Raw genomic sequence first — 13,716 nt, 5'->3', positions numbered from 1 at the left:
CTGGACTCGAACCAGTGACATACGGATTAACAGTCCGCCGTTCTACCGACTGAACTACAGAGGAATCGTTGGGACGGGGCGAATAATAACGACTGGCCGTGGGCATGTCAAAGGGGAAACTGCATAAATGCGTGCGTTTGATGATACTTTAGGCAAGTTGTTGAGAATAGAGTCAAAAAGGCCCGTTTTTGCATGCAAACAGGCCTTTTAAAGGTTAACGCAGTTCCGCGCAGGCGCGGGTGATCCGTTCGCAGGCTTCCTGCAGGCGGCTATCGTCAATAGCGTAAGCGATGCGCAAATAGCCTGGCGCACCAAAAGCGGAGCCCTGAAGTGTGGCGACATGAGCGGATTTCAGGAGATAAGCCGCAAAATCTTCGTCCGTCCTGAGAATATCGCCCGAAGCCGTTGTTTTACCCAGCATTCCCTGACAGTTCGCGAAAACATAAAAAGCGCCCGGCGGTGTATCCGCGCTGAGCCCGCTGATGGCATTAACGCAATTCATAATCATCGTACGGCGGCGTTGCAGGATTTCTATCCAACCGGTGATGAAATCGCTGCCCTGTTCCAGCGCGGCGACCGTCGCGGCCTGAGAAATTGAACTCGGGTTGGAGGTGCTTTGAGATTGCAGAATTTGCATCGCCGAGATCAGCCACGCGGGGCCACCTGCGTATCCAAGACGCCAGCCGGTCATCGAGTAACCTTTGGAGACGCCGTTAACGGTCAGAACTCGGCCTTTCAGGCGCGGTTCAACGTCTGCCAGGGTGGCAAAAATGTCCGGCACAAAACAAATTTGCTCATAGATATCGTCGGCCATCACCAGTACGTGCGGGTGATCGAGCAAAACGGCGGCCAACGCGTGTAATTCTGCGGCGCAATACACCGCACCGGTCGGGTTGTTCGGGGAATTGAGGATCACCCAACGGGTTTTCGGCGTGATGGCGGCCGCCAGATCTTCCGGCTGCAATTTCCAGCCATGCTTCTCGTGGCAGGGCACAATGACCGGTTCGCCTTCTGCCAGCGCGACCATATCCGGGTAAGACACCCAGTATGGCGCAGGAATGATGACTTCATCGCCCGAAGAAACTGTGGCTAAAAGAGCATTGAAGATCAACTGCTTGGCACCACTGCCCGCAATCACTTCATCCGCGCGGTAGCCTATCTGATTTTCGCGATTAAACTTAGTAATAATGGCCTGTTTGAGCGCGGCAGTACCGGCGACAGCCGTGTATTTTGTGTCACCTTGTACAATCGCGTCGATGCCTGCCTGCCTGATATGTGCAGGCGTATCGAAATCAAGCTCGCCTTCGCCGAGGTTTATGACATCCATGCCCGCCGCACTCAGCGAGCGGACCTGGTCGGAAATCGCCGCCGTCGGCGAAGGGCGCACGCGACGTAAACGTGGTGCTAGAAAGTCAGCAGACATTGTTTCCCCTGTTTGAACAATAACAAAATTGTATTATGTGAATCATTAAAACCAATTTAAACTTATCATTCTTCTTTTTGCTTTGCTCATAATTTATTCGTATAGAGCAGCTTTTTTGCCGGCGGAAATGGTACGGCAATCCCTATACTGACTCTGGGGTCAGCAGGTTGCCTGAACTTTCCTTCTATTTTTCAAGGTTCTCTTATGGCTTTTATTTTTGTTGCGCATGACACACCGGAGCCTTCTTTGTACGGGGCGATGGCGGCAATACTGGCTGCACAAAAACATTTACCGCTGGCGCATCTGCCGGTGAGCTGGGACGTCGCGTTGTATCCCGATGCCTGCCAGCACGTCATCGGGGAAGGGCAACTGATGACCAGCGGGTTGTTATGGACCGAGAGGCTCAATCCGCAGAGCGCCGGTAAAGTGATGGATCTGGGCGAATTACTTGAAACCTATGGCACGCAGGATGTCATTATCCCGCTCGGGCCTATGCAGCTCATTCAGTTCACGCAGATTGCCCGGCAGGTGCGTGAAAGCGCGTTCGATTATGAGCTGATCAACGTGGAGCGTTCGAATCAGGGCTATGCCTTCAGCCGCCACGGTATGGAAGATGAATCTCTCGGTTGCTGGTGGCGTGATAACTACGGGCGCTGGATAAGCAAAAATACGCCCCCGCAAACCCGCACGACAATACGAATTGCCCTGGTCGGCGCCCAGTCTGACCAGTGCAGCGTTTATCCGGCCACGCTGGCGGCGCTGGGTGATGCGGCAGATGCGCTCGCGCTTTCGCTGGATATCGTTTACGCCGCGCCCATGGCGCTGGAAGATCATCTCCATGAAATGATGGAGAACGTGGACGGCATTTTGTTGCCGGGCGGGGCGGCGATGTGTAACGTCAGCGGGCAAATCAGTGCCGCGCATTACGCGCTGAACCGCAATATTCCGATCCTCGGGTTATGTCTTGGAATGCAAACCATGACCACGGCCATCGTGCAGAAGATGATCGGCTCTTTGCAGGCTAATCTTGCCGAAGCCGACCCGGACGCGGAGATCAAAACCTTTGTTCCGCTGAGCAATACGCCGGCGTTTCCGGTTCACCGGCTGGGCAACCATACGATGCTGACGCAGCCCGGCAGCAAATTGCGCGAGATCCTGGGCGAGACGTTTACCGTGCGCTATAACCACCGTTTCCATCTTGAGCCGGCGCTGAAAGCCGGGCTGGAAGCGTACGGGCTGCGCATCAGCGGGACCGATCTTACCGGGCAGATTGCAGACGGCATTGAATTCCCGCGACACCCTTTTTATCTGGGCGTTCAGGGGCATCCTGAGCTGTCGTCACTGCGCATAAAACCGCACCCGTTACTGACAGCGTTTTTGAAAGCGGCGGCGTTAAAGCGCAGTTAACACCGGACCGGCCCAGTTCTCCATGAGCAGGCCGTCGATGCGTGAGAATTCTCTCAGGTTGTTGGTCACCATGACCATGCCTGCGCTGCGGGCCTGTGCGGCAATATGCATGTCGTTTACGCCGACCGGGCTGCCGCTTTTTTCAAGCATGGCGCGGATATGCCCGTAATGCGCGGCGGCTTTCTGGTCGTAATCGACAATGCGCAAATGGGAGACGAAATCTTCGATGACCTGCCTGTTTTTTTGCGGGCTGGCGCTTTTCTCTACGCCGTGCAGTAACTCTGCATAGGTCACCATGGAGATCGCCATGTGATCGGCGTGCTGATTGAATTTCGCCAGCACGCTCATCGGACGCCGCTTCAGGATATAAATGACAATATTGGTATCCAGCAGGTAAGTCAGCATTAAAACGTATCCCGATCCGTCTGGTGTTGAGAGCCGCGTTCTTCCATAAAATCAGCGGAAACGCTGAGGTCGCTGTGGAAGAAATTATCCCATGTGCTTTCAGCCGGTGTGAGTACCAGCGAGTTCCCTACCTTTCTTATCGTCACAGTCTTTACCTCATCAGGAAAACGGCACTCTGCCGGAATACGAACGCTTTGCGTCCGGTTATTTAAAAATACTGACCCTTTTGACATGGTGCTTTCTCCAGTTACGTGACCTTAGCCCGACAAATAGCCCGACAAATTCTGGCTAAAGTTTACGCGCCTGAAAAATATAGTGCAAAGGTATATACGCGGAATGTGAAAGACAACGAAAGAAATCAGCGGATGTTGGATTTTGCGCGATGGCTCGGGGAAAAGGCTGCAACAAAAGAAAATCCCCGCAATACTTACGGGGATCCCTGGAAAACGGGGGTTACTTCAGCGTGACGCCGGAACGCGGGTCTGCCGCCAGACGCTGCAATTCCTGCTCAACCAGACTGATGATCCCGGGTTCCAGATCAATCAGCGGCGCGCGAACGTGGTGGCCGTCGAATCCGCGCAGGTTCATGGCCGCTTTCACCAGCTGCGGCTGGCCGTAACGGCGGGCGAGGGCGCGGTACGGATACCACAGGCGGTGAAGTTCGCGGGCGGTGTTTGCATCGCCGCTTTCCAGCGCGCGATAAGTCGCCAGAATAATTTCCGGCAATGCGCCGCTGTTGGTGGTGCTGATGCCGTCGAAACCGCACATCATCGGGCCTAAGAACGCCAGGTCTGAGGCGCAGAACAGACGCAGACGTCCGCCCAGCCGGTTGGCAATCTGGTCGATCGCCGTCGGGTTCAGATCGCCCTGTTTGATGCCAACAACGCCTTCGATATCAGCCAGTTGTTCCAGAACGACTGGCGGCAACGTGATGCCAATGCCCGGCGCGTTGTACACCAGAATGCCGGTGCGCGATAACGGAGCCATCTCTCTGAAGAAGCGGATGATTTGTGCATCGGTGACTTCAGAAACAAACGGTGGTGTCACCATCGGCAGGCCGCCAAGGTCGCCCGCCAGTTGTGTTAAATCGCGCACCACGCGGGCGTCGGAACCGGCGCTGCACAGCATGACCGGCACGCGGTCGCCGACCACTTCCATCACGTGGCGGAACAACGTGGCGCGTTCGTCAGCGGTCATCGCCGGGAATTCGCCGTAGGTGCCCCCGATCAAAATACCGTCATAACCCAGCCCGATAACGCGTTCGATATTGCGCGATAATCCGGCAAAATCGAACTCACCGCTGGCGGAAAACGGCGTCACGGTAATGTTAAAAATACCTTTCAGGCGGGCCTGACTTTCACTGATGTCTTTCATTTATTCAATTCCTGTAAAACGAAGCGGTTGGCAAAATCAGAGTAAATACAACGGGCGGTCAACCGTACCCAGCGCGCGATAACCGGTTTCGGTCACGACAATTGTTTCGCTGACGCCCACGGTAAATTCGCCGTAAATACGCAGTGCGGGTGGAATGTGAAAAGTCATACCCGGCTGTAATTCGGTGGTGATGCCGCTATAGAGGCTGAGGATGGCGCCTTCGCCCCAGTCAGGTGCGAACGAAATGCCGATGGAATAACCGGTGCGTTTCTTGAAATTATCGGTGTAACCGGCGCGGTCAATCACGGCCTGACAGGCCAGATGCGGCGCTTCGCAGGTAGCACCCGGACGGATCGCGTCGAGTGCGGCCTGCAATGCTTCCTGACACACTTTTTCCATTTCCAGTGCAACCGCGGGCGGTTTGCCGAGCCAGGCGGATCGCATCAGAGCCGCGTGATAGCGGTCATGCGTGGCGGCCATTTCGAGGAAAATCGGGTCGTTGTCGAGGATCTTACGGCGACGCCAGGTTCCGTGCGGCACGCCGGTGCGCGGGCCGGTGGACACCAGCGGTTCCATGCCCATGTATTCTGAACCGGCGGCAATGGCCGCGCCCATCATGGCAGAAACCAGATCGTTTTCAGTGGCTCCGGCGGCAATGGCGGCGCGTCCGGCGAGCATTCCGGCGTCAACGTAACGGGCCGCATGCGCCATTTTTTCCAGCTCGGCGGCGGATTTCACTGCACGCAACTGTTCGATAACGCCCGCGGCGTCGTGGATTGTGCCGATCTCAGCCTGCAAGGCTTCATAAACCGCAATGGGCAAGAACCAGCCGCGTTTGTCGATGCCAATCCGGCTCTTCATCCAGCCACGCGCTTTCAGCACGTCGAGCAGGAAATTCACCGGATTATCGCCGTCGGTGTAAATCGCCGCGTCGCGGATAAAGGTGTTGGAGATGAAGTTGAAATATTCCAGCTGGCGGATAACAAACACCGGATCGCCTTCCACCGGCAACACCAGCGTCTGGAATGTGTAATAGCCCGGCGTCTGCTGGCCGGTCAGATAAAAGATGTTTTCCGGGCCGGTGATGACCATGACGTCCAGACCGGCATTCACCAGTAACTGACGCGCCCGCGCGATACGCTGCTGATACTCTTCTTCGCGAAACGCGGATTCCGCGCCGGGAACGACGCTGCCAAGGTCTGGCAGGGAAACTGACTGTGCTTTCATTGTGCAAACTCCTGAATAAATTCTGCCTGAGAAGGGGTGAAGCTGATGCCCAGCCCTGCGCCGGACGGGCTGCTGAGCATCCCCTGATGATAGGAAAGGCCGTGAACCGGGTCGTTGCCCAGCCCGTCAGCACCGTAAAGTTCGGCATAACGCGGCTGGGTGGCGCGGGCGACGTGCAGGGCCGCAGCGGTCGCGGCGCCTCCCTCATTCATCTGACCAATCATGAATGGCACACCGGCGGCGGTCAGCCGTTTGGCAGCCGCCAGCGTGGGGGCAATGCCGCCCATTTTGACCAGTTTCAGATGCGCCATAATTTTGCCTTCGAGCTGCAAAATGCGTTCTAAATCAGCCTCACTGCTCATGCTTTCATCGAGCATCAGCGGCACCGGGCTGGCGGCGGCCAGTGCCGGATAAAAGTGCGCATTGGCATCGGAAACCGGCTGTTCGAGGTAGCTCATCTCGAATTTCGCCAGCGCCAGCAGATGACTGCGCGCTTCTTCCGGCTGCCACTGGCCGTTAGCGTCCGCCGATAAGCTGATTTCATGGCCGAAACGCCGCCGCAGGGCGCTGAGCCGCGCTTCGTCTTCGGTAAAGGATGCGACGCCGACGCGCAGTTTCAGCTGCGTAAAACCCCGTTCGACATAGGCCGTGGCCTGTTCGAGCATTTCATCCATGGGCGTCCAGAACAGCGTCTGGTTGGTGTGATAACTCACCGTTTCGGCATTTTCTGCGCCCGCCAGTTCTGCCACGCTGAGCCCGTTCTGGCGTGCAATCAGGTCATGCAGCGCGATGTCTATCAGCATTCGCGTCGGCGCGAGAAAATCGGCTAAAAGCGCCGGAAGATTCAGCAATAACGTACTGGCAGGCTGGCTGAGATCCAGCTGGCGCAGGGCGCGGATCACATCACTTAATACCAGTTCGGCGCTGTAGCCGTTGAGGTAAGCAATGTTGATCCGTACTTCACCGATGCCGTTAAAATTCTTCTCCTCCAGCAACAGATATAACGTATCCAGCCCGGAAATGGTGCCGGATGACGCGGTGTGCAGTTGCAGGTGCGGGTAGCGTAAATCGGCGCGATACAAAGTGGCTTTCACCGGCGGCTCCTCAGCGTTTGAGCATTTTCAGCGCGACGTCGCAGTAGATTTTGCTGCCCGCAATGAATTCGTCGATCGGGATAAATTCATCAGGCTTATGCGCCACAGCCAGCGAACCCGGGCCGATAATGATGCCTCTGGTGCCGAGACTGCGGAAATGCACCAGATCGCAACCGCCCTGAAAACCGAACGGTCCGGGTTCCGGATTGCCCTGTGCGGCGCAGGCTTCAACGCCCGCCAGCACAATCGGGTCTTCGGAATCGGTTTCGGTCGCGCCACCGGTGGTCGGTTTAAAGGTGATGATTTCGCTGCGGACGCCGAATTTGTCGTGAGCCAGTTGCAGTAAATCCTGAATTTCCTGTTTTACCGCATCTTCGTCTTCGCCCGGCACCATACGGCGGTCGAGCAGTAATTCGCAGGCACCCGGCAGCACGTTATCGGCGTGTCCGCCGCTGATGCGGGTAACGGTCAGGCTGGCGTTGCCGACCAGCGGATGGCACCGGCAGCGCACGCTGTGTTCGTGGCTTTCTTCGACCAGGCCGAGTAACTGCGCGGCGCGGAAAATGGCGTTTTCGCCCAGATCCGGAGTGCCGGAATGCGCGGTCACGCCGTGGACGCGAACCAGCGGCCGCAAACTGCCTTTGTGCGCGGAATAAGTGGTGTTGGAGGTCGGTTCGCCAATCACCACGTAATCAATGTGAGCAGGCGCTTCGCGGACATAAAACTTCGCTCCCTCGCTGGCGACTTCTTCATCAGCGACAAAAATCGCCATCAGCGTGCCGCTCCAGTCGTTACGGTTGGCGGCCAGCCAGCGCATGGCTTCGATCATGGCGATCAGCGGGCCTTTGGCGTCGCAGGCTCCGCGGCCAAATAACTTGCCGTCGCGCTCGGTCAGTGTGAACGGATCCTGTGCCCAGCCTTCTCCGGCGGGCACCACATCAATATGCGTATTAAAGGCAAAACACGGGCCGTCACCGTTTTCCAGGCGGCCAATAACATTGGTGCGCCCCGGCGCGTATTCGCTGAGCGTCATGTCGAAGCCGATTTCACTCAGCATCTGGCTGATGAGTTCGGCCGCTTCACGTTCGCGCCCCGGCGGGTTTTCGGTATTAATCGCGACCAGTGCGGCCAGATCGCGTTTCATTCTGCTGATATCGGGCGATGAAAGGCTCATCGGTGTCTCCTGAAATATCTTTTTGTGGCAAAACTGGCCCCTGGTGAGGGCGCAATACGGGGGTGGTTCTGGGTAAAAGGATCAATGTAAAATCTGATCCAGGAAGCGCTGTGCCCGCAGGCTGACGTCTCCGCCGAAGAATTTTTCGCCGGTCGCGTTTTCGATAATCTCGCCGTTTTCCATAAAGACGATTTGATTGGCTGCGCGTTTCGCAAAGCCCATTTCATGCGTAACCACAATGCTGGTCATGCCTTCCGCACTGAGATCTGCCATCACATCCAGCACTTCGCGGATCATTTCCGGATCCAGCGCCGATGTCGGCTCATCAAACAGCATCAGTTTGGGCTTCATGGCTAACGCCCGCGCAATCGCGACGCGCTGCTGCTGACCGCCGGAAAGTTCATCCGGAAACGAATCGGCTTTATCAGGAATGCGCACTTTGCCCAGCAGCTCCAGCGCCTGCGCTTCGGCCTCGCTGCGGCTGACGCCGAGCACGGTCATCGGCGCGAGCATGATGTTTTCCGCCGCCGTCAGGTGTGAGAACAGTTCATAGTTCTGGAACACCATGCCGATGTCCTGCCTCAGTTTGTGCGGCTCAACGCTGGCATGCGTGATGTCTTTATTGCGAAAGAAAATCGAACCGCCCTGAACCGGCTCCAGCAAATTAATGCAGCGCAGAAGGGTGGATTTCCCCGAACCCGACGGGCCGATCAGCACCACGGTTTCCCCTTGTGCCACATTCAGGGAGCAGTTTTTCAGAACGTGCTGGGGGCCAAAATGTTTATCGACGCCGATGATTTCCAGAACCGGTTTGGATTTACTCACGGGCTTCTCCTCAGTTTGGCGTGCTGCTGCGCAGCAGGCGTTCGGTCAAAGACAGGGCAGGTTTCTTGCGCTTTTTCGGATCCAGCGAGCGTTCCAGCCAGGCCTGTCCGATCATGAAAATGGACGTCAGCACCAGGTAATAAATCCCGGCGGCGCACAGCGCTTCGAAATAACGGAAGCTGGCGCTGGCAGTCTGGTTGGCGATAAGCAGTAATTCCTGAACGGCTATCACCGAGACCAGTGCGCTGGATTTGAGCATGCTGATCATCTGGTTGCCCATTGGCGGCAGCACGATGCGCGCGGCCTGCGGCAACACAATCTTGCGCATGATCTGACTTTGGGTCATGCCCAGCGCCATCCCCGCGGTGCGCTGACCGCTGCGCACGGCCTGTAAACCGGAGCGCAGAATTTCAGCCATGTACGCGCCTTCATTTAAGGAGAGCGCCATCACCGCACAGGTGAACGCCGAGAAACGCAGGCCGAAAGTCGGCAGTACGTTGTAGACAAAAATAATCTGGAACAGAACCGGCGTGCCGCGAAACAGCCACAGATAAAAGAACGCCAGAACGGAACCCGCCCGGAAGCGGGATTCCTGGAGCAGGGCCAGAATCAGCCCTGCAATAATGCCGAAGAACAACGAGCACACCGTTAACAACAAGGTCATTAATGCGCCCTGAAAGAACGCCGGTGAGAACAGGTATTGCCAAACAAGATCAAGCGACATGAACTTTCCTCAACGTCAGGGCAAAGCTTTAAGGCCGGACTTCACAACATCAGAAAATGGACACTGAAGCCGGGAACTGCCATTTGGTGATGAGTTTCTGGTACGTGCCGTCTTTCACCACGTCCTGTAAGCCTTTTTCCAGCAGGGATTTCATTTCGGCATCACCTTTACGCACCGCAAAACCAATGTGCGTGTCGGTTTCAAACTCCGCGCCGACGGCTTCGAAGGTGTCGCCTTTTTCGCTCAGCAGCGCGACCGCGCCCGGCGTGGAGAGGAATTCGGCGTCAGCGCGTTTCTGCGCCACAGCGACCGCAGAATCGGTCGCTGCCGGGAAGGTCAGCACGGTGAGCGCCGGTTTTTTGGCATCCAGACATTTCTGGTTATCCGCCCGCGCCTGACTTTCTTCAATGCCGCCCAGGGTGACGGCGATGTTTTTGCCGCACAGCGATAAATCGCGGCCAGTGATTTTTTCCGGATTGCCTTTCACCACAATCACCCGGCTGCCGATTTTCAGGTAAGGCACGAAATCAACCTGCTCAGAGCGGGTCGGGTTGATGTACATCGCGGAGTTGATGATATCCAGACGTTTGCCCTGCAACGCCGGGATCAGTCCTTTGAATTCCATCGACATCGGTTCCGGGGTCAGCGACAGCTTTTTCGACAACGCGGTGATGAGGTCGATATCGAAGCCGGTCAGCTTGCCGTCTTTCGTAAATTCAAACGGCATGAACGTGGCGGCGGTGCCGTACGTCAGCTGACCTTTGCTGACCAGAGCAGGCGCGGCGGCCTGGCTGAACAGCGGGGCACTCAGGCAAATTGCGGCCAGAGAGACGGCGGCATATCGGCGCAAAAAAGCTTTTTTTGACATGACAGACTCCAGTTTCCCATGAGCAGGATTGCTCTTTGTGTCTCATTAAATACAATTAAATTTGCGAGTCAAGGCTCTTTTTTGGTGCATTTGTTGCACGATTCGGGGGCTTTTTAACCAGACTTCACCATCCTCAAGGCTTGTGATATTGTACAAACATAAACAACAAATACTTTCAGGTGTTGCTATTCCATGACCCAAACTACGACAGCCAGCGGAAGGCGTCTGGCAAACCAAATCCTTGACCTGATACGTGAAGCAAAATTTGAGCCAGGTCACCATCTGCGGGAGCAACAATTAGCCGATATGCTCGGCGTTTCCCGCACACCGGTGCGTACCGCGTTGAAATTGCTGTGTGAGTTGGGAATTATCGAAGCGCGCCGCAATCAGGGTTTTTTCCTGCTGAAAGCCTTCGATGAACTTCAGCGCATCAGTATCGATATTCCGGCCACCAGCGATCAGGACCTGTACGAGCAGCTGGTCAAAGACCGTATCGCCGGAAAATTGCCGGATTCCCTGACACAAACGGAAATCGCCCAGCGCTATGAAGCCGACCGCGGTGTGCTGGCGCGCACCTTGCTCCGGTTATCTGAGGACGGCCTGATCGCCCGTAACAAGGGACATGGCTGGTCATTTTTACCGACGCTCAACACCGACGTGGCGCTGAGCAACGGCTACGGATTCCGCCTGATGATTGAACCGGGCGCGATGCTGGGTGCGGGATTCCATGCCGACAAAAGCGCGCTCCGGCGGCTGCGGATGCAGCATATCTATCTGATTACTCACCCCGATATTCTTGCCGTTGATGGCCGTCAGATTTTCGAAACGGACGCCACGTTCCACGAAATGCTGGCGGAATTCAGCGGCAATATTTTTGTTTTACAGGCGATCCAGCAGCAAAACCGGCTGCGACGCCTGCTTGAGTTCGGCAGTTACACCAATAAACAGCGTGTGCGCGAATGGTGCGGCGAACACGTCGCCATCATCGACGCCGTGCTGGAAGGGCGGATGGAGGAGGCGGCAGAAATGATGCGCAGCCACCTGCAATCGGCTTATCAGATGGTGCTCAACAAGGTCAGCAAAGTTGGGTAATCCTTTGATTGAAATTTAATTTTTCATACGTTAACCAGAGGAAAAAGTGATGGATTTTGGGATTCAGGGCCGCGTGGCGCTGGTCAGCGGCGCGGGCGGCGGTCTGGGCCGGGCCATGGCGATTGCGCTGGCAGCGGAAGGCGCTCAGGTCGCGGTGTGCGGGCGAACGCTTGCCGCATTGCAGGAAACAGTCAGCCTTATTGAAGAGCAGGGCGGAACGGCGCAGGCGTGGGTGCTTGATCTCACGGCACCGGAAAGTTTTGACGATGTGCTGATGCAAATCCGCCGCACGTACGGGCCGGTCGGTATTCTGGTCAACAACTCCGGCGGGCCGCCACCGACGAAAGCCGCAGGGGTTGCGCCGGAACTGTGGCAAAGCCAGTTTGCGACGCTGGTCAGCCCGCTGATTCTTCTCACCGACAAAGTGCTGCCGGATATGCATAACGCAGGCTGGGGGCGGATTATCACCAGCACTTCGTCCGGCGTTGTGGCGCCGATCGCGAATCTCGGAATATCCAACACGCTGCGCATGGCGCTGGTTGGCTGGTCAAAAACGCTGGCATCTGAAGTGGCGGCTGACGGTATTACGGTGAACGTAATGGTGCCGGGGCGGATTTCCACGCGGCGTCTGGGGCAGCTGGATGCAGCGCGAGCCGGGCGTGAAGGCGTTACCGTTGAAGACGTCGCGGCGAAAAGCGCGGCTGGCATTCCGGCGAAACGCTACGGCAAACCGGAAGAATACGGCGCGGTGGCGGCATTTCTTGCCAGCCAGCAGGCTTCTTATGTGACCGGTTCTGTTATCCGCGTTGACGGCGGGATGATCCCGTCGGTGTGATTTTTTTACGGCAAAGGCCCCGAGGTTTTGCGGGGGGCTTTTGCCGGTATTAACCTGACTAATCCTGCAACCTTGTTCATAAGAATGCATTATGTTGGTGCACCACGATGGAGAGTTCGGTTTTATTTCATTTAAGTTTTTTAACCCCGCCGGTTTTTTCAACGTCTCAGCAATCGTTTTTTCTTATGTTCCGTGGCATTAGCGCGCGGTAAGCCGCTATTTCATCTGCCCCACGGAGATTGGCGCAGATCTTGCTTTTATCAGTCACGCTAATCATTACCGAACGGTGTTCCCTTTCCGGGCCAAATGGAGACAGAGATGAATCTCAGACGTCTGAAGTACTTCGTGAAAATCGTCGATATCGGCAGCCTGACGCAGGCCGCTGATGTTCTGCATATCGCACAACCGGCACTGAGCCAGCAACTGGCGACGCTGGAAGGGGAATTGCAGCAACAATTGCTGATTCGCACCAAGCGCGGCGTGACGCCCACTGAAGCCGGGAACATTCTTTATTCACATGCTCAGGCGATTTTGCGTCAGTGTGATCAGATCCACGGTGCGGTGAACAGCGCGGGTCAGTCGCTGAGCGGGCAGGTGTCCGTCGGGCTTGCGCCGGGCACTGCGGCTTCCCAGCTGGCGCTGCCGTTATTGCAGGCCGTGCGTAAACAACATCCGGGCATTTTGTTGTATCTCAACGAAAATTTCGGCACGGCGCTCGGGGATTTAGTGCTCAACGGCCGTATGGATATGGCGGTGTTGTACGGCACAAATAACTACGTCGGGCTGAGCAGTCAGCCGCTGATGAAAGAAGATTTGTATCTGGTTGGCACGTATGCCGTGCCCAATCCGGGAAAATATGTCGAGCTGTGTGATGTCGCGAAACTCAACCTGTTCATGCCGCGTTCATACAACGTGATGCGCCGTCTGGTTGACGATGCCATGGCGGTTCGCCGCCTGACGGCCAATATTATCGGTGAAATCGAGTCCTCCGCCACGCTGACGGCTGCCGTTGCCAGCGGGCTGGGTGCCACTATTTTGCCGGAATCCGCCGCCCGCGCCATGACGGGCCCGGCCAAAGCGTGGATGTCGTGCATCAGCAGCCCGGCGATTCAGGTTCCGCTTTCATTGTGTGTTTCAGAAACGCTGGCCCTGTCGCAGGAAGCGGCGGCGGTGAAGAAAATCTTGCTGTCGCTGGTCTTTGAACAGACCACGGCAGAAGCAGAGCCATTGCTGGCGGCGAGCTGACTGCGTTGTAAAAACGTCCTCCC

14 protein-coding genes are annotated in these 13,716 nt (G+C 56.4%); 4 read left to right on the top strand and 10 right to left on the bottom strand.

Going from position 1 to position 13,716, the window contains the following annotated elements; all coding sequences use genetic code 11:
• Positions 1-214: 214 nt before the first annotated feature.
• Positions 215-1,423 (bottom strand): pyridoxal phosphate-dependent aminotransferase, encoded by a 1,209-nt coding sequence (locus J8X26_RS11710; protein ID WP_165057997.1) that lies wholly within the window; start codon positions 1,421-1,423, stop codon positions 215-217.
• A 204-nt stretch (positions 1,424-1,627) separates the two neighbouring features.
• Between J8X26_RS11710 and J8X26_RS11705 the strand changes: the two genes are divergently transcribed.
• Positions 1,628-2,830, top strand: a complete 1,203-nt coding sequence (locus tag J8X26_RS11705) for a gamma-glutamyl-gamma-aminobutyrate hydrolase family protein (protein WP_208950961.1) — start codon at positions 1,628-1,630, stop codon at positions 2,828-2,830.
• On the opposite strand, the gene J8X26_RS11700 is transcribed toward J8X26_RS11705, so the two are convergent.
• The 9 genes from J8X26_RS11700 to J8X26_RS11660 form a co-directional block, all read right to left on the bottom strand.
• Positions 2,816-3,235 (bottom strand): type II toxin-antitoxin system VapC family toxin, encoded by a 420-nt coding sequence (locus J8X26_RS11700; protein ID WP_165057993.1) that lies wholly within the window; start codon positions 3,233-3,235, stop codon positions 2,816-2,818. The genes J8X26_RS11705 and J8X26_RS11700 overlap by 15 nt on opposite strands.
• Positions 3,235-3,468, bottom strand: coding sequence for a type II toxin-antitoxin system VapB family antitoxin (gene vapB, locus J8X26_RS11695; protein WP_152326865.1), 234 nt, complete (start codon positions 3,466-3,468; stop codon positions 3,235-3,237). The genes J8X26_RS11700 and vapB overlap by 1 nt, the downstream gene beginning before the upstream one ends.
• A gap of 220 nt (positions 3,469-3,688) precedes the next feature.
• Positions 3,689-4,609, bottom strand: a complete 921-nt coding sequence (locus J8X26_RS11690; protein WP_152326866.1) for a dihydrodipicolinate synthase family protein — start codon at positions 4,607-4,609, stop codon at positions 3,689-3,691.
• A 36-nt stretch (positions 4,610-4,645) separates the two neighbouring features.
• Complete coding sequence (locus tag J8X26_RS11685; RefSeq protein WP_152326867.1) at positions 4,646-5,836, bottom strand: Xaa-Pro peptidase family protein; 1,191 nt, start codon at positions 5,834-5,836, stop codon at positions 4,646-4,648.
• Positions 5,833-6,930 (bottom strand): mandelate racemase/muconate lactonizing enzyme family protein, encoded by a 1,098-nt coding sequence (locus tag J8X26_RS11680; RefSeq protein ID WP_152326868.1) that lies wholly within the window; start codon positions 6,928-6,930, stop codon positions 5,833-5,835. The genes J8X26_RS11685 and J8X26_RS11680 overlap by 4 nt, the downstream gene beginning before the upstream one ends.
• Before the next feature lie 10 nt (positions 6,931-6,940).
• On the bottom strand, positions 6,941-8,104 hold the full coding sequence (locus tag J8X26_RS11675) for a M20 family metallopeptidase (protein ID WP_208950960.1): 1,164 nt from the start codon (positions 8,102-8,104) through the stop codon (positions 6,941-6,943).
• A gap of 81 nt (positions 8,105-8,185) precedes the next feature.
• A complete protein-coding gene (locus tag J8X26_RS11670) occupies positions 8,186-8,929 on the bottom strand; it encodes an amino acid ABC transporter ATP-binding protein (RefSeq protein WP_152326870.1) in 744 nt (247 codons plus the stop codon).
• A gap of 10 nt (positions 8,930-8,939) precedes the next feature.
• On the bottom strand, positions 8,940-9,653 hold the full coding sequence (locus J8X26_RS11665; protein WP_165057989.1) for an amino acid ABC transporter permease: 714 nt from the start codon (positions 9,651-9,653) through the stop codon (positions 8,940-8,942).
• 49 nt (positions 9,654-9,702) lie between these two features.
• Complete coding sequence (locus J8X26_RS11660; protein WP_208950959.1) at positions 9,703-10,521, bottom strand: ABC transporter substrate-binding protein; 819 nt, start codon at positions 10,519-10,521, stop codon at positions 9,703-9,705.
• A gap of 192 nt (positions 10,522-10,713) precedes the next feature.
• On the opposite strand from J8X26_RS11660, the gene J8X26_RS11655 reads away from it, so the two are divergent.
• From J8X26_RS11655 to nac, 3 genes are all read left to right on the top strand, one after another.
• Positions 10,714-11,613, top strand: a complete 900-nt coding sequence (locus tag J8X26_RS11655; RefSeq protein ID WP_165057987.1) for a GntR family transcriptional regulator — start codon at positions 10,714-10,716, stop codon at positions 11,611-11,613.
• Between the two features lie 49 nt (positions 11,614-11,662).
• Positions 11,663-12,448: an SDR family oxidoreductase gene (locus tag J8X26_RS11650; protein ID WP_152326874.1), complete on the top strand. Its 786-nt coding sequence runs from the start codon at positions 11,663-11,665 to the stop codon at positions 12,446-12,448.
• Between the two features lie 318 nt (positions 12,449-12,766).
• Positions 12,767-13,693 carry a nitrogen assimilation transcriptional regulator NAC gene (nac, locus tag J8X26_RS11645; protein ID WP_208950958.1) on the top strand — a complete coding sequence of 309 codons (927 nt, stop codon included), beginning with the start codon at positions 12,767-12,769 and terminating at the stop codon, positions 13,691-13,693.
• Positions 13,694-13,716: the final 23 nt, after the last annotated feature.

Source organism: Rahnella sp. ChDrAdgB13 (assembly GCF_017655185.1).
Taxonomy (GTDB): domain Bacteria; phylum Pseudomonadota; class Gammaproteobacteria; order Enterobacterales; family Enterobacteriaceae; genus Rahnella; species Rahnella contaminans.
The sequence above is the reverse complement of the archived record's forward strand: the minus strand, read 5'-3'. Positions and strand labels throughout refer to the sequence as shown.

Bases quoted from the DNA above. Each gene is read 5' to 3' on its own strand.
- J8X26_RS11710 (WP_165057997.1), bottom strand. From the start codon at position 1,423: ATGTCTGCTGACTTTCTAGCACCACGTTTACGTCGCGTGCGCCCTTCG.
- J8X26_RS11705 (WP_208950961.1), top strand. From the start codon at position 1,628: ATGGCTTTTATTTTTGTTGCGCATGACACACCGGAGCCTTCTTTGTAC.
- J8X26_RS11700 (WP_165057993.1), bottom strand. From the start codon at position 3,235: ATGCTGACTTACCTGCTGGATACCAATATTGTCATTTATATCCTGAAG.
- vapB (WP_152326865.1), bottom strand. From the start codon at position 3,468: ATGTCAAAAGGGTCAGTATTTTTAAATAACCGGACGCAAAGCGTTCGT.
- J8X26_RS11690 (WP_152326866.1), bottom strand. From the start codon at position 4,609: ATGAAAGACATCAGTGAAAGTCAGGCCCGCCTGAAAGGTATTTTTAAC.
- J8X26_RS11685 (WP_152326867.1), bottom strand. From the start codon at position 5,836: ATGAAAGCACAGTCAGTTTCCCTGCCAGACCTTGGCAGCGTCGTTCCC.
- J8X26_RS11675 (WP_208950960.1), bottom strand. From the start codon at position 8,104: ATGAGCCTTTCATCGCCCGATATCAGCAGAATGAAACGCGATCTGGCC.
- J8X26_RS11665 (WP_165057989.1), bottom strand. From the start codon at position 9,653: ATGTCGCTTGATCTTGTTTGGCAATACCTGTTCTCACCGGCGTTCTTT.
- J8X26_RS11660 (WP_208950959.1), bottom strand. From the start codon at position 10,521: ATGTCAAAAAAAGCTTTTTTGCGCCGATATGCCGCCGTCTCTCTGGCC.
- J8X26_RS11655 (WP_165057987.1), top strand. From the start codon at position 10,714: ATGACCCAAACTACGACAGCCAGCGGAAGGCGTCTGGCAAACCAAATC.
- J8X26_RS11650 (WP_152326874.1), top strand. From the start codon at position 11,663: ATGGATTTTGGGATTCAGGGCCGCGTGGCGCTGGTCAGCGGCGCGGGC.
- nac (WP_208950958.1), top strand. From the start codon at position 12,767: ATGAATCTCAGACGTCTGAAGTACTTCGTGAAAATCGTCGATATCGGC.